We start from the raw sequence: 20647 nt of genomic DNA, 5'->3' as shown, positions 1-20647 counted from the left end.
AGCCGCCGCCCTTCTGCGTTCTACGCCTTTTCCGCACGGGCCTTGATCACGCTCAGGACCGCACCGTGAAAATCATCCAGGAAAATGCGCCCCCAGAAGTCGCAATAAGCGTTGATCGGTGTCGCGATGATATAGCGCGTCGTCAGCGTCAGACGCGTGCGCCCGCCGGGCAATGCGTCCAGCGTATACTCCCCGGTCGCGACCTTCAGATACGCGCTATCGACATCGATATGCGCCTCGACCGACGCGGGGATCGCATCCTCGCCGAATTGGAAGGTCCAGGCCAGATGCCGGTTCCGCTCCCAATCCGTGATGACTTCGTCGAACCGGACTCCTCGGCTCCAACGCACATGGCGCACGGCACCAACGCCGTGTCCCTCAAGCGTCGCAGACTCCGGGCGCGGTGCACCGACGATATCGTGGCTGAAACTGAACGGCAGCTCGCCCCGCTTGATATCCGTGACGGCGACGGTGTGACGCCAGACATCCTCGGGCGACGCGTCGATCACCCGCACCGACGTGACCGCGCCGTGGTGGTCCGCATAGCTCAGCATCGGCTCGAACGGCAACGCCAGCAGGGGCAAAAGCGGCAGGGCAATCGCGAATGTCGTGCCCGCCCGCCTGCGCAGATGGCCCAGCACGGCGCTGGTCAACGCCGATCCGGCGGCCGCCGCCGCCATGAAGCAGGGCGCGGCCATGACCGCGCAGATCCCGCCCTCGCCCAGAAACAGCAGGCTGATCGCGACCAGCGCCCAGATCACCAGCCATCCGTTTCGGATATGTCGCCAGATTGGGCGTTCGCCGCGCGGATCGGCGATGCTGGTGGCAACGCTCGCGATCGCCATGGGCATCAGAAAGAGGCCCGCCAGGAAGGGAATCCAGCTGCGCTGCTCGGTGCCGCCGGCCCAGATCGCAAAATAAAGCAAAAGCCCATAGAAGAAGGCTAGCGCGAATGCGATGGCAAGGCGCGTTCGCAGCGGCGTGGCCGAGTCCGGTTTCGGTGACGTGGATGACATGGGCTGAGTTTGGTGTTTTTTCGCTCGAACGACAATATACGGCCCGCCACTCGACGGTCGCGTGACCCACAGAGTCACCGTCGAAGCGTGTTACGAAGACTACCGTTTTGGTGCGATCTGCGAAAGCAGCCCTTGGTGTAGCCGCAGCGAAGCTCACTATGTGCCTTCGAGTGATTGTCCGCGAAAGGCCGCTCCGAAGCACGGTTCCGACGGGACGGAATGCATGACGTTTGCACCGGGCACGCTGCGAGCATGGACGGGCCCGTGCTGCATTTTGCCTTCCTCAAGAGCTGACCTGAGGCGCGTTTCCTCCTCCGGTTTGAGGGGGAGTCCGTTCCAGCCAGGATACGGACGATGACGCGATCAAGGTTCACGGGGTGAAGATGGGCTTACGCGGCCCAGGTGGGCCGCGTAAGCCCATCTGAACCAGATCATCGGGACGCTGAAGGAGCAGAAGGCAGGGCTGACGCCGGTTGATATCTGTCGCACGCACGGTGTCAGCACGGCGACGTTCTACAAGTAGAAGGCGCGGTTCGGTCGCCTCAAGGTGTCGCATGCCCGACGTCATAGGGCGCTGGAGAGCCCGTAGCTTAGGAAGCTCAGGCGGCTCTGTCGGCGTCAGGGGCTCCAAGTGCGCCGCCGGGCCGGTCGGAGGCAGGCTCTGGGAACGCGCAGACCAATGCTGGTGCCCGATGCCGTAAACCAGCGCTGGAGCCTCGACTTCCTAAGCGACGCTCTGACGGATGGTCGCCGTTTCCGGGTTTAGGTCGTGGTCGACGACTCCAGCCGGGAATGCCCCGCGCGGTGGCGGACACGTTGCTCTTCGGCTTCTGCGTTGTACGCGAGCTTGATGCGTTGATCTGTCGGCGGGGTCGGCCCGCGACGGTAGTCTCGGACAAAGCGACGGAGCTGACCTCGACGGCCGTGCCGAGCTGGCGCCTGCGCACAGGTGTCGCCTGGCCCCGGAAACGCCCATGCAGAATGGCTTTGTCGAGAGCTTTAGCGGTCGTTCCCGGGAGGAGTTTCTCAACCAGACGCTGTTCTCTTCGCTGGCCGAGGCTCGCGCAAAGTCCCTTTCGTGGCAGTACGACGACAGTCGCAACCGCCCTCACTCGGGGCTGGGGCACATCCCGCCTGTCGAGTTCGTGTCAAAGAATGGATTGGCAAGGGGAAGCTGAGGGGCGGGGAACCAAAGCACTCTGTCCGGCAGGCAGCGGAGCTGACCCGGATGCATGCAACTGAAGAGTATTCGGTGTCGGACTTGATCGAATTCTTTTCGGCCTCGCGGCCAACCGTCTACCGCACGCTGGCTCTGCAAAAGGCGAAACGTTGATGACCGACCTGATAAAGCCCCTTTGACGCGGTCCTAGCAGCGACAACGCTGGGGCCTGCCTTAAGCATGGTGGGCGGAGAACCGATCTTCCCTGCGGTCCACAGGATATCTTGGTTCGGGTGCTGAATCGGACATCCATTTAGTGTTCCCGATCCAGCCGCTGTGGACCGTTCGCACCGAATTTCGCCACCCGGACCCGTTCGGGCAGGTCAGCAGCCGCATTCACGGCCTGTCGAGCTTTGGCATATGCAGCAGATTGAGCTTCGAATTCGAGAAAAGCTCGGTCGTTCTGAGTCCCGATGCGTCGGGAGCGGGCGGCCGCCCTTCGTGCCGCTGGCCGTTTGAACGGCCAGCGGCATCCCTGGATCACGCGGCTCTGTAGTCGTCCGGAATGACGAAGGGTTCGTCGGCGCGGTAGTAGCCGCCGTCCTTCACCTCTTCGATCAGAACCATTGTGTGCGGCCGCGCCGCTTCGGAGAAGAATTCGACCAGAAGGTCGGTTATGCGGTGGCCGATCTCGGCCTTCTGCTCGGCGGTCAGGGCGGCTTCGGGCGTCTTGATATTCACAAACGGCATGGGATGTCCTTTCAGGGTCGGGTCGGAGAAACGGCGGACCGGCACGGCCGATCCGGCGGAGGCGTTGGGTCGTAGGAGGCAGCGCGGGTCAGATCACTCCGCCATTGGCGCGGATCACCTGTCCGCTGATCCATGCGGCCTCGTCGCTGGCGAGGAACCGCACGACGCGCGCGATGTCCTGCGGCGTGCCAAGGCGGCCGAACGGGTTCATGGCCTCGATCTGTGCCACCAGCGCATCGCTCTTGCCCGCCAGGAAGAAATCGGTGGCCACGGGACCGGGCGCGACGGCATTGACCGTGATACCCTTTGGCCCCAGCTCCTTCGCGAGGACATGGGTCACCGCCTCGATCGCAGCCTTGGTCCCGGCGTAGAGGCCATAGCCCGGCTGGTAGAGGCCGACGACGGAGGAAGAGAGGCTGACGATCCGCCCGCCCGCGCCGAGTCTGCGCGCCGCCTCGCGCATCAGCCGGACAGGCGCGGCTAAGTTGAGGGTCATGTGGGCGTCGATCTGGGCGTCATCCGCCTCCGCGATTGGCGCCAGTTTCATCATCCCGGCATTGTTGATCAGGATATCGACGGGTCCGAAAGCCGCCTCCGCGGCGTCGAAGAGACGCGTGGCCGCGGACGGGTCGGTGAGGTCCGTTTGTATCGCGACGGCACGGCCGTTGCGGTCGGAAATGTCAGCCACCACCGCTTCGGCGGAGTCGGGGCTGCTGGCGTAGTTCACCGCGACGGCGATGCCGTCGGCGGCGAGGTGGCGGGCGATTTCCGCCCCGATGCCGCGCGAGGCGCCGGTGACGATGGCAGTTCTGGTATGATGGGTCATAGACAGGTCCGTTCTGTTACGAGCTGGAGCTAATCCCTCCTGTCGAGGCGAACAATTACCGAGAATTTGACATCATAATTCTGTTTGGGCTAATAATCCCGATGGACAGGCTGGACCGTCTCGAACTCTTCACCCGGATCGTCGAAGGCGGCAGCTTCGCGCGGGCCGCGCGCGATCTCGGAGTCGCCCGCTCGACCGCGACAAATGCGATCGCTCTTCTGGAGCGCGAGACCGGCGCCCGCCTGCTGGCGCGCACGACGCGGCACGTTGCCGTCACGCCCGAAGGAGAAGAGCTCTACCGTCGCGCCCGGGAGATCCTGGCGCAGGTCGAGGACACGTTCGGCGCCTTCGGCACTGCGCGCCCCGCGGGGCATCTGCGCATCGACGCGCCCGGCCTTCTGACGCGCACCTTCCTGGTGCCGCATTTGCCGGCGTTCCTCGATACTTATCCGGGGCTGACCATCGCCTTCTCGCAGAGCGACCGCTTCGCGAATATCGTGCAGGACGGCGTCGATTGCGCGCTCAGGGCGGGGCAGCCCGAGGACAGCAGCCTGAAGATGCGGCGGCTCGGCGAATTGCCCGAGATCACCTGCGCCAGCCCTGACTACCTGGCCCGGCACGGAACGCCGCACGGGATCGACGATCTGGAGGGGCACCGGATGGTCGGGTTTCTGTCCTCGCGCACGGGCGATCTGCTGCCGCTGGAGTTCACTCACGATGGTGCGCTGCACGCCCGGCGCCTCGACTGCGTGGTGTCAACGGATAATTCCGACACTGCGGCAGGGCTCGCGCGGCAGGGGCTGGGGCTGATCCAGGCCCCGCGCTACCGGTTCACGGACGACCTCCGCTCCGGTTCGCTGGTCGAGGTGCTGCCCGATTACCGCCCGGCACCGCTGCCGCTCAATGCGATCCATGCGGGCGACCGAACTGTGTCGCGGCGGTTGGGCGTGTTTCTCGACTGGGTGAGCGGCCTCTTTTCCCGGACCGCCGCATCCCCCTGACGGACGCGGCGCGCCGGTCACGTCAATCTTGGACAAGCGGTCGTCGGGGCCGCACCCAAGCTGCGCATGATCCGCGTCCGACGAAAACAGTCGCTTCAAGCTGAGCGGACGGATCGGTCGCCACCGACTGCGTGAAGTCCGCCCGATGATCTGAAAGGAAGCTGGCGAAGGTATGCGGCGGTGTCCCGGTGATCCGCTCGATCTCGAAGGTCGGGTCGATGTCGTTGTGCCCGCGACCACGTCCGCGAACTGCACGACGTCTCCTTTGGCAATTCAAGGCGAATTGCCTGTGAGCAGCAGCAGAGCCCAGAAGGCAGGCTCGGGAAGGCTGAAGTGGCGGACCCTGCGTCCGAGAGCGTCTTTCAAGCGGTCGGTGAAGTCGTGGGGATCCAGCTACCCGCCTGCTTCTGTCGCGCATCGAGGGCCGAAGCGAGGCGCAGCACGTTCTCGTCGACGGCGAGCTGATCGAGCGGACGAGTTTGACCGCATAAGCCATCCTCGCATTGACGCCTGGGGGCCACTTCCAGCACAAAAGACGGCTTTGCCCGCCATCGATGAAGTGGATCATCTCATCGCTTCCGATGCTACTCGCATTCTCGGCGAAATGGAGCAGCCGCAGCTACCGCCGGAGAAGCCCAGCCAGCCGATCTCACAGGCCAAACTACGCTGTATGTTGGCGCGAACGACTGCTTCGGCGAAGCCGCGGCGCAGCACTCGTCTTCCCGTCAAAGGTCCGGATTGGGCCGCCCATGAAGTGCGGCCCTTTCACTCAAATCTCGACCGCCTCGGATATCGCGAGGGCGTCTTCGAGCTCTACACCGAGGTATCGGACGGTGCTGTCCATCTTCGTGTGCCCCAGCAGCAGCTGAACGGCGCGCAGGTTCCCGGTCTTGCGGTAGATCTGGGCAACTTTGGTGCGGCGCATCGAATGCGTGCCGTAGGAACTGGGCTCTAGGCCGATCGAGGTTACCCATTCTCGGACCAGGCGGGCATATTGCCGCGTCGAGATATGTCGCCTTTCGTGGAAACGCCCCGGCCAGAGATGTTCAGACCCGCGCATCAGCGGATCATCGAGCCAAGCTGCGAGCGATTTCCGCGTCCCCTCGGTAATCTCGAAGCGGACAGGTTGCCTCGTCTTGCTTTGGGTGATCGAGGCCCGTTCCTTGACCTGATCCGCGGTATAAACGTCGCTCACCCTCAGCTTGACGAGGTCGCAGCCGCGCAGCTTGCTGTCGATCGCGAGATTGAAGAGCGCCAGGTCTCGTACGAGCCCGGCGATTTCCAGGCGCACACGGATCGCCCAGACGTGCTTGGGCATGAGCGGTCGCTTTTGGCCGACGATACGGCCTCTGTTCCATGCGGGGCGGCAGGCGCGAATTGCGGGAAGGTTTGCAGCAGACATGACGGGTCCTCCGTTCCACCGCATGCCACCTCCTCACCGACTCAGTGCCGGTGTGCCATCGTACAACGCGGCACCGCCGCAAGTCCGCTTCGCGCCCAAAGGCGCGGTTGGCGCTGGCTTGCAGAATCGCCGAGCGACCAATACTTTTCAGCCATACCGCAATCGGAGATCCCATCAACATGGACCTGAACCTCGCCGCATTCACCTCTTCGATTTTGCTGCGAGAAGTTCTGCCCCATGCCCGCATCCGTTTCCCTCTCCGGCCTGTCCTGGTCCACGCCTGACAACGCGCCTCTTCATACCGACCTTAACCTGACTTTCGGCCCGGAGCGCACCGGCATCGTCGGGCGCAATGGCATCGGCAAGAGCACCCTGCTTCGCCTGATTTCTGGGGAATTGAGCCCGGCTTCGGGCCAGGTCCGCGTGACCGGCTCCGTCGCGATGGTGCGGCAGGAGGCGATGAAGCAGCCAGATGACCGCATCGCTGATCTGTTCGGAATGCGATCCGCGCTTGAACTACTTGATCGGGCGGAGGCGGGGCTTGCGGATGCCGATGAACTGGCCGACGCGGATTGGACCCTGCCCGCGCGGATAGAAGGGGCGCTTTTGCGCTGTGGTCTGTCGGTCGGGCCTCAGACCCTCCTGGCCACGCTATCCGGCGGCCAGCGCAGCCGGGCCGCTCTTGCCGCCCTGATCTTCGCCGAGCCGGATTTTCTGTTGCTGGACGAACCGACGAACAATCTCGACCGGGACGGGCGCAAGGCGGTGATTGACCTCATCCGGGGTTGGGCAGGTGGTGCCATCATCGCCAGCCATGACCGCGAAATTCTGGAAGAAATGGACTCTATCGTCGAACTCACTTCGCTTGGTGCGGCCCGGTACGGCGGAAACTACAGCGATTTCCGGGAGCGGAAGGCCACCGAGATGGATGCGGCAGCGCATGACCTCGCCCACGCGCAGAAAACCCGCGCCGATGCGGCCCGTCGCGCACAGCAGGCAAGCGAACGTAAGGCCCGCAAGGACGGTGCCGGACACCGCGCGCGGGAAAGGGGCGATCAGCCCAAAATTCTGATGGACGCCGCCAAGGGGCGGGCCGAAGCGTCGGGCGGTGCAGGTGTCCGGCTGCACGATGCACGGCTCGCGGCGGCAGATAAGGCGGTGTCTTCCGCCTGCGAAAAGATCGAATCCCTGCAACCCTTGCGCATGGACATTCCCCCAACCGGCCTTGCGACCGGCAAAACGGTGCTGCGACTGGAAAAGGTGACCGGCGGCTATGACCCCGATCATCCCTTGATCCGTGATCTGTCGCTGACCGTGACCGGTCCCGAGCGCATTGTTATTTCGGGGCCGAATGGCAGCGGAAAGACGACGATCCTGAAGATCATCACCGGACAGATCGTACCGCAAAGTGGCCGCGTGGCGCTCGCGGTTCCGTTTTCCGTGCTGGATCAGCATGGCCACCTGATTGACCCGGCTTTGTCCCTTCGCGACAATTTCCGCCGCCTTAACCCCTTGGCTGATCCCCACACCGCTCACGCGGCACTGGCCAGGTTCGGTTTCCGCGCGGCGGATGCCTTGCGTTACGCGGGAGAGTTTAGCGGGGGCGAGCGTGTGCGCGCTGGTCTGGCTTGTGCCCTCGGAGGCACCCCGCCGCCGCCGTTGCTGATCTTGGACGAGCCGACCAATCACCTTGATCTGGATGGTATCGCAGCACTTGAGGCTGCGCTGGCTGCTTATGATGGGGCAATTCTAGCGATCAGCCATGACACGGCATTCCTTGAATCGCTCGCACCGGACAGGACGATTGATCTGGGGGCATGACCGCTTTGTCGGCGCAGACGACGTTCAGCGATTGGAGAATGCTGCGGCGACGCTGCGGGCCGCATCGACGGCTGGTTTGAACGGCAGCTCTGGGCCGTGAGAAGCGGCCGACCTTTGTGTCGAAGAGCGGCGCCGCCGCGTCGCCGAAAGTCCGCCAGGCCCGAAACTGCCCGCCGTTCGCTACGCAGCGTGAGTCTGCCCCAAGGGTGCAGGAGTTGCATCGGTCTGCGATCAGAAGAGTGTGATGAGGCGCAAGCGCTCGCTTTCCGGCTTGTATTCCAGACCCACCAGCGCACGAAACCAACTTTCAGTATCCGCAGGGCGTGCCTCGATCATGATGTTGAAGCGGCTAACGCCGTGGGCGTCATCCTGCACCATGCTGTAGATGTAGTTGTGGCTGATACGTTTGCGGATCATTTCTCTCAGCTGGTCAAGGTGGCCGCCGAGCAGCCCCAGGCCTTCTAGTCTCTTAGACTTGTTGGTTGAGAGATACTCAAACTTTCGTGGGTCGATCTCGATGTCGCAGTTCCCCAACGGAAGGGCGATGGGGCTGATGGCATTGAGAGAGAACTCGGTGTCCGCCTCGTAACCTTGAACCACGGGACGCTCAATCTTGTAGCTCAGCAGAAGCATGAACTGCGTCCCGGGAATGCTCCTCACTGTGTAGCCCGCCTCCTTGAAGCCGAGCCCGACCAGGTCAATGTTCTCAAGCGCATCGCGGTCGTCTTCGTGCTGGCCGATGATTGTTCCACGGAACTGCACGTAGGCATTGACTAACTGTGTGGAAAGCGACGCCTTAAAGATTGAACTGAAGGTCGTGTCGACATGGCCGACATAGCACGGATAGTCCTCGAATCCCCCGTGAATATAGGCCAACATCTGGTCGGTGAGGTTGTTGACGTAGACAGCGTAGAGCATCGGGCTCTCGAATTGGCGGTCTCCCACTCGAACAAGCTCTTCGTCGGCCTGCTCTAAAGCTCCCCAGCGGCGCTCGTCTGTGATGTCACCGTGCAGCACGGAATGGCTGCTTTGCCTGTCAAACAGACGGAGGAGCCGTTGGTGGACCGGGTAGCTGTATGAACCAGATGTCTTGAAATCGATGTTAAAGAGGAAGGTCGCCTCGCGGCGGTCTTGCTGGGGCGCCAGCGCAGTTCGTAGTGCGCCATAATCCACGCCTTTTTTCGCAAGCAGGGCAGAGGTCGAGCGAACAATTCCCTGGATTTCTCGATGCATCCGCTCCGGCGTCAATTTGAAATGGTCTCGAAGCACTTCGAGAAAGAAGTTGTTGCGAGCGTCGAGGGTGTGAACGGTGATGCCCATGATCTGTCGCGCTTCCTCAGTGAGCAGAAATTTCGAGTGCTGGGCGGTCACGACATAAGATGTGGATCGCCGCGCCGATAAATGGAATGGTTGCCGCCATGAGACCGGAAAGAATTTGGTGCTGTTCTGGGTAGCGCAGCTCCCGTCCGGATTCCGTCGCGAAGCTAAGTTCCGCTTTCGCCGCGGGACTCAGTGGCCTCTCCCGGCGCTTTCCGATCGACGATAGGAGCGGGACGAGCGGCAGATTTGTCCGCCAAGCAGCCATCCGGGCGGTGGAGATGCTGCGCGCTTCGCGAACGTCCGGTTCGGTGAGGGCGCGCTGCGGCGACGAGCCGACCGGCGAATGGCGGCTTCGGGCCGTGAGTGTCAGGCAACGGGAGGCCGGAGGGACCATGCGGTTTGTCCGCTTCAGCAGTTTCGCCACGGCATCTCGCGATCACGGTCAATTGACCCGCTGCGCACAGATAAAGTCGGCGCGTGTTGCAATGTCGGCGCGTGGCAACTCCGTGATCTGGTATCCGAGCGCGGTGTAGGTCTCCCGCATAACGGCGCAGGTCGCTTCGGCTTCGGCGCGAGTCTGCTTGCGTTCGCTGTCTTGTGTGAAGATCTCATCCCAAAACGGTGCCAGGAAGACGCGACGGTTGTAGCGGGCTGCTTTGGCTGCTGCGGCGACGTGGGGCGGCACGGGGAGGCCGCAGAGGGTCAGGTAGCCTATAATGTCGGGAATGCCTCGGTCGAAGATCACGGGGCCTGAGAGTGCCTCAGCGTCCTCGCAGGCGCGCAGGTCCCGCTCCAGCATCCTCTCGGCATAGGCCATGCGGTCCGCCCAGGGGAGGGCGTCTCCGCCGCGCGCCACCTCCTCGCGAATGATCGCGCGGCCGGAATCGGGAGTTGCGTGAAATCCGCGGCGGGAGAGCTCGGTGATGAGGCTGGTCTTGCCCACACCGGGGCCGCCCGTCACGACAAAGAAATGGTCGCTCATGGGCCATCCTCGGTTTTGATAGGGGAAAGCGCTGCGAAGCGATCAACACGCCACGGGCGCGGATCAAAGCGGCATGGATTTTCGTAGGGAAAACAGCACCCGTCTGCGCGGCAGAGGCAAATCCTCTAACGAGAAAGGCAGAACTATCTGGTGCTTTTCAGAGGGTGGGAAGCGTCACAAAGTTCTGCCTCTGGGGCCCAAAATTTCCCTTAGATTTCAGCGCCCGAAAACCTCGATGCTGAACTGAATCTGCCTTTTTCGTCAGATAAGTTTGCCTCTGGCCGAACATGAAAAAGCCGGCGCATTGGCCGGCTTCCCGCGAATTGTGGTTCAGAGAACGTCGCTTCGCCTGAAAATCATGTTGGCGCGCGGCCCCAGCGGAAGGGGCTGCGCACCGCGGTCGAGCTGGATCACGGCTTCGACGCCTGGCAGCCGTCCGCTCGCCGTTGCCAGTGCAACCACCGAGATATGGCTTTTGGAAAACCGTTCCATCGCGTTGGCGCAGACATACCGTCGCATTCGCCCGCTCTTCACCTCCTCAATGTTGCAAGATTCCAGAACGCCCGTGTCCATCAGACTGCGGATCGTCCGGATATTGACGCCGAGGATCGTCGCGGCCCGGGTCGGCCGAACGGTTCCATGGTGATCGGTAGCGATGACCTCACGCAGCACGGCTAGCGACACGCGGAAATCCGGAAAGCGTGCGGTGGTGGGGTCGGGGGCATACAGCGGAAGGCGGTTTCTTAGAATGATCTCGACCACGCGTTCGGTCGGTATCCGGACACGATGCGATGCCGTCGCAATGTCGAGTAGGTCTGCCGCCTCGGAGCGCTCAATGCGCGCCCGCAGCTTCCCGATGAACCCGTCGAGATCGCGCGGGTGATACATCGGCGAGGCATTCTTTTCGTCGAAGTACTTCTCGACCAGTCCAGGCTTCGTCAGCTTGGCCATCATGAAACGTTCGACGCCAAGATATCTTCCCGCGTCGGTCGCGTTCAGGAGGGCGTCGAAATCGGTCGCGATGTCATTGATGATTTCCGTGGGCACGTAACCGGTCAGTACAAAACCCTGGCCAGATATCTTCCTTTCCGCGAGCCCCATCGAGGCTAGGCGGCGCGCCAGCTTCCAACCAGACATGCCATATCGCGAGCGAGCCGTCGAAAGCGAGTGGACGTATTGTTCAGGGCAGGGGCGGCCCAGAACGATCGAGCCTTCGGAGATCGGGAAGTTGCGGAAGATGAACTCTCGCACCAGATCGCGGATCACATCGAACTGAGGGTCGTCGTCGCGGTGGCGCAGCCACTCGAAGAAGACGCGATAGCGGGTCCGGTAGAGGGTGTTGTCGACTGGATGGGCCTTCTGGATATCCTTCAACTTCTGCCGGAACGCATCTGGTCCTTGGCGTAGGATGCTGAAACCGGCAGTGCCTGCAGCAGCCCATTGCGCCGGCGTCACTGTTTCTCGCCGGGCTTTCGGGCCAAGGGTCAGCAGGAGCCCGAAGGCTTCGCAGGTCTGCGCCGCAACATGGAAGGGCAACCGGTCCAGCCAGGTCTTCCCAGGCCCCTTCTCGATCCTGTTTCTCAGGTAATGCTCGAACCAGAGATCCTGATCGTTCGCGACCTGGGGTTCTGGCGGTGAAAAGCCAGAGGTCAGTCTGGTGACGTCGAACCGCTCTCGTGGCCCAGACGACGTGGGCAACGGAGTGAGGTAACAGCCGTGCAAGCCGCAGGTGCGGATTGAGGTGAGCTGCCACAGACCGAGATGCCCAGCCTCGCTATCGTTTGAAGCGTCTTGCAGGCATTGTGGGCAGCCTTTGAGAGCGGTTCGGCTGAAGGCCGTGAATTTGATCTCCTCCAGGCCCAGCCGGAACCAGCCAGGAGAGACAAGCGCCGGCGTGTCGCGATGCAGTGCCGCCTGATCGACACCGGCAAGTGCGGCCAGCCGCGCGCAATCCTCCTGGTCGCCATTGGTTAAGTTCAGATAGTCGATCCCGAAGTCAGACAAAAACATCGCCATGCCTGACACGCCGTTGCGACGGGCCAAGCGGGATGCGAGAGAGGTTGCGGATTCTCCGAGATGGTATTTCACGTTCAATGGCAACGGCTTAACGGTCGAAAACATCATGTGCGGTTCTCCCGAGAAAACACCTGACGGGCGTCGATGCGCATGAAATCCGGCACGACAAACGGATTGAATTCGGCGTCGCAGGAGGTCCGCCGATGGTACGCCCTGATGAAATTGTGCCGGCTCAGTGTCTCCTGCCCCTGCAGGTAGGCGTCCTCGATGGCGTCGAGGATCAGGACGATGGCGATGCCGAACTGGTTTGCCGCAGCATGGACCACGCGTTCGCCGTGGGACAATTCCAGCACGTCCTCCTCTGGTTCGAGCTTCGCCAGTTCGCAGTACTTCTCGAGCAGGTCGAGAATATCATCACTATATGCAGCAGGGGATAGGCTCTCGAACCGAACGGTCTTCATGCGCCGCGCGAGCTGATGGTCGTGGTTGAGGATGTCTTCCAGCTCGGTTGTGCCCGAAAGAATGATCCCGACCGGCCATTCCGGGTCCGTCATCAGGGTCTTCAGCATGGATGTGACTGAATCCAGCTCATGCTTGGTACCCCGCGACGCCAGGTCCTGAGCCTCGTCGAGATGCACGAAAAGGACTCGTCTCTCTTTGAGATGATGTTGAACCAGGTCCCATATGTACCATGCATGGCGATCGGCACCGATGGGGTAGCCAAGCGCCCGAAGGAGCATCTGTCCGACGAATTTCAGCGTTGCGGGTGAGGGTACCCGCAAGCTGATGATGGTTGAATCTCCGTAACCTCGATCGGCCAGCCTTTGCCCTTCTTGGGCGAGAAGATGGGTGATTGCAGCGCTTTTGCCGGCCCCGGAGTGCCCGGACAGAGCAAGCCCTTGCGCCTCGCTGATGCGGCCGGTCTGGATGTCTACGAGCCTTTTCTCGGCGAGGATGGAGAACCCTTCTGCCAGTGGGACGAAGCGCTCGTGATCGACGAAATACCCCTTCAGTTCAGCGACCCGTTGTGCTGCTCGGGTGATCAGATCATTTCCCATAATTGAACCCCCAGCGTTTGCGGGTCTTGCGTCTCGTTCGACGCTCGGATCCCGGCCCGCTATCGTCGCTGTCTGGCTCCCGAGATGTGTCCTTGGGCGGAGTAATGGAGATCGCGTCATTGAGCAGATCGTTGCTCGGCGGCACGTATCCCAACCGCTGCGCGTCAGAGCGAAGCGGTTGGTGCAGCGACGCATCTGCACGCGCTACCTCCACGTCGGCTGTGTGGTACGGGGTCAGGGCGCGCAACGCGAACGCACGACGGTTCGCTTCGGAAATCCTCCCGATGGCGCGCTGGACCTTGGGCACGTCCAGCTTCGCAGCGTGCGCATGTGCGTGTCGAACCGCCCGAATGCCCTCCCTTAGTTCTTCGAAACTCACGCCCGCGAAGCCGGGCTGATTGGCGAGCGCCGGATACCAGGTTGCGCCAACTTTGACGGCGATCCAGCCGATGTCCTGCAGGTCCACCCTGATTTCCACCTCCCGTATGGGGGAGTGGAGATAGGCTTCCCGCAGCGCCTCGCAGCTATAACTAAGCCCAGAGAACAGCACGCCCTCGTCATTGAGTTTCCGGGTCAGCGGCCTGCCGAATGCTTTTCTAAGGGTCAGGCCATCCGGTACCGGAGGCGTCCCGTGTTCGGCAATCAGGCGCTTCCATGCTGCATTCGGGGTTTCCCCTTTCAGCGAACCGTGTGGCTGATTGTGATAGATATCAACGATGTAGGTCAGAAGAACCTTGATCAGATCGTCGTCGCACAGGCAGGCGAGCATCTCGGAGGGGTAGTCACCGCGATCCACGGTGTCGAAGAAGGTACGACCCGCCAAGAGTGGCATGAGCTGGTGGCCGAGCGTTCGGAAAAAGGACTCGATGTGCCCCCGCATCCAGGGAATTCCGGCAGGTGGCAAATGCGACGTGACGCCAAGCGACACTACCGTTGCCTGGAAGGCATCCGAGACGAAGGCAGGACCCATGTCGGTCACGAGGGTTCCGATCCCGCCGTGGTGATGCCATGTGCTCTCGCATTCGGCCGCCTGGGCCAGCGGGGTCTTGTCCTCGAAAATCAGCCGCAGTGCGCGGATCGCATCATCCGAGTTTGGCGTTTCAGCCAATCGCATCGACACGACGCATTTCGTGGCGCAGTCGATCGCAATGTAGAGCCAGCGTCGTCCAGCCTCGAATTTCTTCTGCCGATCCGGCGGCAGGTGCTCCCAAATGCCGGTCAGCGTCAGCAACGACATGACGTCGAGCTTGTTTTCATCCATCTCGACCCGCTCCATGGGTCGTAGGACATCAGGACCGTTGCTGCTCATGGCAAAATGTCTAGCGGCAGCTGCAGCACCATTCCGCTTGGCGTAGAGGTAGAACGGATCAGCCATGCCTAGGCGACGTCGAATACTTGCGGCCGATGGAACGACCATAAGGGGTACCCCGGCGTCGGCACGTTTTCGGTTCTCTTCATCGAAAAGTGCTTGGGTTTGCTTGATCGCTTGGACCTTTGTCGGGCGCTGCGTGTCGGCGTAAATCTCGATGACCTGATTCATCAGAACTACAGATCGCGGGCACCAAATCCGCGTCCGGTTCCCGGAACGATAAGTCTCGGGGATAAGCGCAAGTGGTGAGCAACTCGCAGATTGGTAGGCACGCACCCATTGAAACGCAGTTCGGCTACCCGGAAGGTTGCGTACGGTGACGTCTTTACCTGGTCTAGCTTTCTTGGCTGCCGCGGCGCCTTCGCCGACAAGGCGCTGCGTTTCTGCGGCTAATCGTGGGCGCGCGCTGTCGTAGCTTTCTTGGGTCCGCTTGATTTCATCTTTTGCCTCTAAGGTCAGGAAAGCATCGCAGACCGCTTTCCGCCAAATCACCAGTCTGCCGATCTGTTCCGGCAATTCACTGATTACTTCCACTGGCTTGTTTAGCCGCATCTCCTGCGTAGCCCAGTCGAAGTAGCCGGCAAGATACGTTGTGTCCGGCCGGCGCATCATCTCGGCGAGCTCTTGGTAGGAAAAAGACTCCGTGATCCCTGGCTGGCCGACGCGCTCGAAGGTGCCGCCTTTGTCGTCCATCTGGAGGGGGCGCATGGCGACGCCTGCAGTGGTGATCATGTCGGAGTTCGAGAAGCGGAAACGCATGGTCATGCCGTCACCTCCGTCAGAGAGGTGCGCGACCAGGCGAGTGTCCGGGCCGCTTCAGCTGCGGCGGCCCGGTCGAGGTGCTGGTCGGTGACCAGCAGCACGCGGTCTGCAAAGGATTTGGAGACCGCTGCCGCAACCGCTTCGAGCTCGGAGGCAAAGTTCAGCTTCAGGACGCGCTGCATGGGTTTGATCGCCACCGCGATCCGCTCGCCATCCGCCTTGGTGACGAGGAAGTCGAAGACATGTCGCGCAGGGCGGCCGTCGGTGCCGACATAGGATATCGCCGGGGGCTGCTCCCGGATGTGATGCACGTCCTCTCGTACCAGCATCAGGCAGAGAAAGGCGTATTCGAGGGCGCTCTCGAAGTGGATGATACGCGGGCGCTCAAAGCCAGGCAGCAGCGCGACCATCGAGCCCCGAAGGCTGCCTTTGGAGCGGCGCGCAGGAACTCGGGTCGCGTGGCTCGGTTCCGGCCCGCGGTAGATCAGTTTTTTCTTCATGATGATTGGAGCGCACCTCACCTGAGCGCCGACCCATGTGGATCGGAGCAGGTGCGGGGCGACATCCCCCTATGTTTGAGATGAGTTTGACTGCCCTGCCGAGTGACGCCTCGGCAGGTTGACTTTTCGTGAGACTCAGGGGATGAATAAGTAGTCGGATCCAAACGACGCTTATTCAAAAGGCCTTCCTGTTAGCGCAGGAGGGTCTTTTTACTTCCCGATGTCAGGTTTGTTCGGTTGGACGCTCCTCCTCTGCTGGGTATCGGTCTGGGAAGAGCGCCTGCGGGGTAGTCCCAAGCTGAACGGCGATGGCGGACTGCACACGGTGAGAGCGTCGGTAACCCTGGCTCACCACCGTCACGCTGCTTTGCTTGATGTCGAGCATGCGCGCGATTTCCGCCATGCTCGACCCGGCTTGCCGAAGCCTGCACTTCAGCCGCTCGTGATTGTGCAAATCTACCTTCATGGCCTGATGCAAGTCCTTAGACTCCGTTCTTACCCATACCCGCACTGATTCGAAGATTGGTTGGGCGCGCAAGCTTCGTCGGCCATCCATGGCGTTTTCTCAGATTTTGTCGGGCGCCGCGCCGATCAAATCGAGAGTATCGGCAAGTCGACACCTTCTTTAGTTGCCTCGACCAGCTTCGCTGCGAAGATGCTTATCGGAAGGGCGACCCAGATGACGATGCTGACGGACGAGCAGGAAAGACGACTTCGAGAGGCTCGAGAGCAACTTGAGGCGGCCCAAAAGACCATCGCAGAACTGGAAGGCGTTCGCCGGCGTCTGTATGCATCCCGACGAAAGCGCGCGCGCCACAAAGTAGCTCCGCCGAAAGGTCCTGAAACCGATGTCGTCGCTACGAACGTCGAGGACACCTGTGAAAATTCAGTTCCGGTATCTAACAGCCTTGAACGCCTTTTGCGTCACAGAAAACAAAAAGCTCCCTTGCCGGAGCCGGCTGAGATCAAGCGGGTCTACGAGGAGCTGGGGTCGCTGGGTAGGGTGGCGAAGGCTTTGGGACGAGATCGGCGTGAGACTGCCAAGGCTTTGGCTGCCGCGGGGATCGACATCCGAGAAGATATTGCGAGACAGTGGGAATCCGGTAGCTCCCTTCGTGAGTTGCGCGAGCGGCATGGTTTAGGATGCGATACGATCTCTAGGTGGATTAAGAGTACAGGGCGCACGGTCGAACCGAGAAACGCGAACCGTAAGTGCGACGAGCAGCTTATCGTCGAGACCTATCTGGAGACCCGATCTGCCAACCGCTGTGCACAAGTAGCGGGGGTCTCGTGGGGAAAAGCTCGGGACGTCCTCAGGCAGCGGGGGATGTGGGAGAAGTGATGCAGATTGATCGCTTAGTGAAGTCAGTCGTGGCAAAAGCGGGCGACCTTACCCATCGGCAGCATCGAATGGTTGCGGCTCCGGCAGTCGGGGAAACGCTCAAATCCCAGCTTGCTTTGCTAGGCTCAGGACTCATAGTCAATAGATGACCACCGCGCTCCTCGACCGGCTCATCCACCACTGCGACATCGTCGAGACCGGAAACGAGAGCTGGCGCTTCAAGACCCGAACCTGAGCCCCGGATCATCACTGGCCCGATCCGGCTGCGCCGCCTAAAAGCTACGCCGCCTCAGGCCAGCTTCCCGTGCTCCCAAAGGGGTCAATTTTGAACGCCGATAAGGGGTCAAAGTTCGGCGCCGATTGACAGTGTGACACTAGATTTGCCATTTGCGTCCGTTCGGGGCACGGACAGTGAGGATGAACCCCTCAAACAAAGCCCAATTCCTCGTCCGAAATAAGGTCTCGTGCCAAGCTGATCTCAATTTCAGACACCAGCTTGAATCATGCCCAAAACCTGATGTGAGTCCTTTTTGTCAACACAACCTAGGTCGTGGACATTGGGAACCTTGAACACGTACGCGGGGAGTTCACCTAGAGAGGAACCGGCCGAGCAATTCAAACTAAGGAATCAGATCGAGCGTACTCGATAGGTCGTACTGCCTGTCTCCGTCAAACACGATCGAGGTTTCAATACGATGGATTTCCTCGCGAGAAGAGAATTGTTCGACAACAACGCGGTGCAAGTGCGTCGTGTCGCGTGTGACGATCTCAACCAATGAGTCGAAGCGGCCGCTTATCATCCAAGCTGCGCGGACTTCGGGAATCCGGAGCGTTTCACGAATGAAGCGGTCTAGGTTTGTCTTTTCATGTTCCGACATCTGAACAAAGAGCAGCGCCCTGAGCGACAGCCCCAGCCGATCAAGATCGACCTGGGCGTGGGCGCCAGCCAGAAGCCCGGTGTCAGTGAGCCGCCTTGTACGCTCGTGGACGCTGGAAGGCGACAACCCGACTTCGCCAGCCAGTTCCTTGTTACTCATCCGAGCATTCTTCGACAGAAGCGCCAGAATGCGCCGATCCGTCCGGTCGATTGCCGACATCTGTTCATCCTGCCGAAAACCCTTCGATTGATCGTGCTTATCCCAGATATTATGGTCCATTCAATATGATTAGCCGAATATTTTTCGCTGAAATTCGTCGATGCCCGACACTGATGAGGCTCCACCATGTTCGAAACGAAGATCTCCATCATCGTGCGAGACGACCTGCTGGACTGGCAGAAGCTGAATGTCACCGCCTTTCTGACCAGCGGCGTTCTCGGCGCGGAGCCCGAACTGCTGGGCGAGCGCTATGAAGATGCGAGCGGCCAATCCTACCGCTCCTTGATCATTCAGCCGATGATTGTTTTGGTTGCCGACAAGGCGGGACTGGCAAGAATTCATGGTCGCGCCCTTTCACGCTATGTCGACATGGCGATCTATATCGAGGACATGTTCGCCACCGGGCATGATGCCGCAAACCGTGCTAGCGTCCGGCAATACGAAACCGAGGCCCTGAATCTCGTCGGGCTGGCCCTGCGTGACGATAAGAAGGTCGTCGACAAGATCACCAAGGGCGCGAAGATGCACCCCTGAACAGGGGCGGACCGGCAGGGCAAAGCGAATTGCATCGGTTTTCCGGTATGCGAAGGGGCGTGTGGCGCCCGGCCCTAGCGCTGGACGTAGGCCGCGAGTTCGTCGGGGGTGCCTTTCGGGAACGCTTGCCTGAGCGTCTCGAGGAAGGCAGATACCCGGGCGCTGAGCAGGCGGCGCGACGGGTAGAGCGCCCATAGAGCGATATCGGGGACGTCGACGTTGCCCCATGATACGAGCGTGCCCTTCGAAATCTCGTTGCCGACAAGCGAAAGCGGCAGACGGCCCGCGCCGACGCCCATAAGCACGGCGTCGCGCAGCATGATCATCGACGACAGGCTCAGCACGGGGTCGATGTCCAGTACCCTGGGGCCGTTGGGTGTCTTCAGCCTCCAAGCGCTGCGCTCCGCCTTGGTCCGGACAACCGCAGGGACCGGCCCGGCCTGATCCGCATCGAGCATCTCCGGCCGCGATACGACCACGAGCCGGTCATGCAGGAAGGCACGCCCGACAAGGCTCTCGTCTGGGTCCGGGTTCACCCGGATCACCAGATCGACGCCTTCCTCGACCATGTCGACCGGCCTATCCTCGGTCGTCACTTCGAGTTGGACCTCCGGGTAGGTCAGCGCGAAATCGGCGGCGATCCGGCCCATCGCGGTTTGAGAAAACAGCAGGGGCGCGCTTACGCGAAGGCGCCCGCGGGGTATCTCGCCCCCCGCAGCGATCGCCGTCGTCGCCTCTTCTATCTCCAGCAGCAACCGGCTGGTCCGGGCATAGAGCGCCCGGCCTTCCTCTGTCAGCTTCAGCGCGCGGCCGCCCCGCTCGAACAAGCGCAGGTCCAGCGCGGCCTCAAGTTCGGCCACCCGGCGCGAGAGCGTGGCCTTGGGGCGTCCAGCGGCGCGGGCCGCGCGCCCGAAGCCTTCATGTCGGGCGACGAGCGTGAAATCGGCGAGAGCGAGAAGGTCCATCGGTCAGTTTCCCGGTCAGTTTCCAGGATAGATCGTCTCACCTGTGAGACGGAATGTCCATAACGCACGGCTATTCGCGCGCAGCTGGATCAATACATTCCCTCATGTCCAAGCGCGAAAGCGGATACGTCGATCGGATGACGGCAGCAGCCGCGATCACGTCGCCGGGCGCGCAGGCTGAACCAAACCCGGAGCAGGCCGTCGGTCTGCCCCAAATGGAGGAAGAGACACATGATCTATTCGACCGCCACAGTGCCCGTTAATCCGAAGGGCGAACCCGAACTAACCCACCATCAGGTGTGGTCCGGACTTGAGCTGAAGGCGCGCGATGCGCGGGAGTTCCTGCCCGCCGGGGTCTGCACCCGCTGCGAGGTCGCAGAGGAAACAGTGTCCCATTTCGTGCGCGAGGCCACCATCGCCGGGGCCGACCTGCGCGAGATCATCACGCTGGAGCCACAGCGCAAAGTCACATTCTTCCAGGCGACCGGACCTCGCGAGGGCGCCATCGTCAACGAGATCGTCGAGGACGAGACCGGCGACCTCATGCTGCGCTTCTACTGCTACCTCGGCCTGCGCGACAAGGCGCCCGGTGGGCCCGAAGAGCAGGCCGAGCAGGCCCAGTTCGACAGCGACCAGGGCTACAGGGCTGCGCTTCTGTCGACCCTGAACCGCACGCGCGAGCTGGTCGCTGCGGGGCGTCTCTGACCCGCGCCGCCCTGAACACTCA

General features: G+C 61.6%; 19 protein-coding genes and 2 pseudogenes. 7 read left to right on the top strand and 14 right to left on the bottom strand.

What is annotated here, in order from left to right:
* Positions 1–20 precede the first annotated feature (20 nt).
* A complete protein-coding gene (locus EKE94_RS14280; protein WP_127907314.1) occupies positions 21–1016 on the bottom strand; it encodes an SRPBCC family protein in 996 nt (331 codons plus the stop codon).
* Between the two features lie 421 nt (positions 1017–1437).
* Here EKE94_RS14280 and EKE94_RS14275 point away from each other — a divergent pair.
* Positions 1438–2194 (top strand): annotated as a pseudogene (locus EKE94_RS14275) (integrase core domain-containing protein).
* A gap of 521 nt (positions 2195–2715) precedes the next feature.
* Here EKE94_RS14275 and EKE94_RS14265 read toward each other — a convergent pair.
* A complete protein-coding gene (locus EKE94_RS14265) occupies positions 2716–2925 on the bottom strand; it encodes a tautomerase family protein (protein ID WP_127907313.1) in 210 nt (69 codons plus the stop codon).
* An 88-nt stretch (positions 2926–3013) separates the two neighbouring features.
* Positions 3014–3751: an SDR family oxidoreductase gene (locus tag EKE94_RS14260; RefSeq protein ID WP_127907312.1), complete on the bottom strand. Its 738-nt coding sequence runs from the start codon at positions 3749–3751 to the stop codon at positions 3014–3016.
* 101 nt (positions 3752–3852) lie between these two features.
* Between EKE94_RS14260 and EKE94_RS14255 the strand changes: the two genes are divergently transcribed.
* Entirely contained in the window at positions 3853–4752 is a 900-nt protein-coding gene (locus EKE94_RS14255) for a LysR family transcriptional regulator (protein WP_127907311.1), read from the top strand.
* A gap of 769 nt (positions 4753–5521) precedes the next feature.
* Here the strand turns inward: EKE94_RS14255 and EKE94_RS14250 are convergent.
* Positions 5522–6154, bottom strand: a complete 633-nt coding sequence (locus tag EKE94_RS14250; RefSeq protein WP_127907310.1) for a tyrosine-type recombinase/integrase — start codon at positions 6152–6154, stop codon at positions 5522–5524.
* Positions 6155–6391: 237 nt separating this feature from the next.
* On the opposite strand from EKE94_RS14250, the gene EKE94_RS14245 reads away from it, so the two are divergent.
* Positions 6392–7975 carry an ABC-F family ATP-binding cassette domain-containing protein gene (locus EKE94_RS14245; protein WP_127907309.1) on the top strand — a complete coding sequence of 528 codons (1584 nt, stop codon included), beginning with the start codon at positions 6392–6394 and terminating at the stop codon, positions 7973–7975.
* Positions 7976–8206: 231 nt separating this feature from the next.
* Here EKE94_RS14245 and EKE94_RS14240 read toward each other — a convergent pair whose 3' ends face one another.
* The 8 genes from EKE94_RS14240 to EKE94_RS14205 form a co-directional block, all read right to left on the bottom strand.
* Positions 8207–9295, bottom strand: a complete 1089-nt coding sequence (locus EKE94_RS14240; RefSeq protein WP_127907308.1) for a hypothetical protein — start codon at positions 9293–9295, stop codon at positions 8207–8209.
* Between the two features lie 16 nt (positions 9296–9311).
* Positions 9312–9719 carry a hypothetical protein gene (locus EKE94_RS14235; RefSeq protein WP_127907307.1) on the bottom strand — a complete coding sequence of 136 codons (408 nt, stop codon included), beginning with the start codon at positions 9717–9719 and terminating at the stop codon, positions 9312–9314.
* Between the two features lie 18 nt (positions 9720–9737).
* Positions 9738–10277, bottom strand: coding sequence for an AAA family ATPase (locus EKE94_RS14230; protein WP_127907306.1), 540 nt, complete (start codon positions 10275–10277; stop codon positions 9738–9740).
* Between the two features lie 330 nt (positions 10278–10607).
* Positions 10608–12401, bottom strand: coding sequence for a TniQ family protein (locus tag EKE94_RS14225; protein ID WP_127907305.1), 1794 nt, complete (start codon positions 12399–12401; stop codon positions 10608–10610).
* A complete protein-coding gene (locus EKE94_RS14220; protein WP_164870959.1) occupies positions 12398–13351 on the bottom strand; it encodes an ATP-binding protein in 954 nt (317 codons plus the stop codon). The genes EKE94_RS14225 and EKE94_RS14220 overlap by 4 nt, the downstream gene beginning before the upstream one ends.
* On the bottom strand, positions 13341–15485 hold the full coding sequence (locus tag EKE94_RS14215) for a Mu transposase C-terminal domain-containing protein (protein ID WP_127907303.1): 2145 nt from the start codon (positions 15483–15485) through the stop codon (positions 13341–13343). Before EKE94_RS14215 ends, EKE94_RS14220 begins: the two co-directional genes overlap by 11 nt.
* A complete protein-coding gene (locus EKE94_RS14210) occupies positions 15482–15982 on the bottom strand; it encodes a TnsA endonuclease N-terminal domain-containing protein (RefSeq protein WP_235856042.1) in 501 nt (166 codons plus the stop codon). Before EKE94_RS14210 ends, EKE94_RS14215 begins: the two co-directional genes overlap by 4 nt.
* Positions 15983–16205: 223 nt before the next feature.
* Complete coding sequence (locus EKE94_RS14205) at positions 16206–16448, bottom strand: helix-turn-helix domain-containing protein (protein WP_127907302.1); 243 nt, start codon at positions 16446–16448, stop codon at positions 16206–16208.
* Between the two features lie 213 nt (positions 16449–16661).
* On the opposite strand from EKE94_RS14205, the gene EKE94_RS14200 reads away from it, so the two are divergent.
* Both EKE94_RS14200 and EKE94_RS14195 read left to right on the top strand, forming a co-directional pair.
* Positions 16662–17324 (top strand): hypothetical protein, encoded by a 663-nt coding sequence (locus EKE94_RS14200; protein ID WP_127907301.1) that lies wholly within the window; start codon positions 16662–16664, stop codon positions 17322–17324.
* 145 nt (positions 17325–17469) lie between these two features.
* A pseudogene (locus EKE94_RS14195) lies at positions 17470–17559 on the top strand (ATP-binding protein); the annotation flags it as partial.
* 385 nt (positions 17560–17944) lie between these two features.
* Here EKE94_RS14195 and EKE94_RS14190 read toward each other — a convergent pair.
* On the bottom strand, positions 17945–18481 hold the full coding sequence (locus EKE94_RS14190; RefSeq protein ID WP_127907300.1) for an Lrp/AsnC family transcriptional regulator: 537 nt from the start codon (positions 18479–18481) through the stop codon (positions 17945–17947).
* 66 nt (positions 18482–18547) lie between these two features.
* Here EKE94_RS14190 and EKE94_RS14185 point away from each other — a divergent pair, with 66 nt between their 5' ends.
* Positions 18548–18955: a DUF2000 family protein gene (locus EKE94_RS14185; protein WP_127907299.1), complete on the top strand. Its 408-nt coding sequence runs from the start codon at positions 18548–18550 to the stop codon at positions 18953–18955.
* Positions 18956–19029: 74 nt separating this feature from the next.
* On the opposite strand, the gene EKE94_RS14180 is transcribed toward EKE94_RS14185, so the two are convergent.
* Positions 19030–19920 carry a LysR family transcriptional regulator gene (locus EKE94_RS14180; protein ID WP_127907298.1) on the bottom strand — a complete coding sequence of 297 codons (891 nt, stop codon included), beginning with the start codon at positions 19918–19920 and terminating at the stop codon, positions 19030–19032.
* A gap of 231 nt (positions 19921–20151) precedes the next feature.
* On the opposite strand from EKE94_RS14180, the gene EKE94_RS14175 reads away from it, so the two are divergent.
* Complete coding sequence (locus EKE94_RS14175; protein ID WP_127907297.1) at positions 20152–20625, top strand: SRPBCC family protein; 474 nt, start codon at positions 20152–20154, stop codon at positions 20623–20625.
* Positions 20626–20647: the final 22 nt, after the last annotated feature.

The sequence above is a fragment of the Mesobaculum littorinae genome (assembly GCF_004011175.1).
GTDB classification, from domain to species: Bacteria; Pseudomonadota; Alphaproteobacteria; order Rhodobacterales; family Rhodobacteraceae; genus Tranquillimonas; species Tranquillimonas littorinae.
This window is presented reverse-complemented; position numbering and strand designations above follow the sequence as displayed.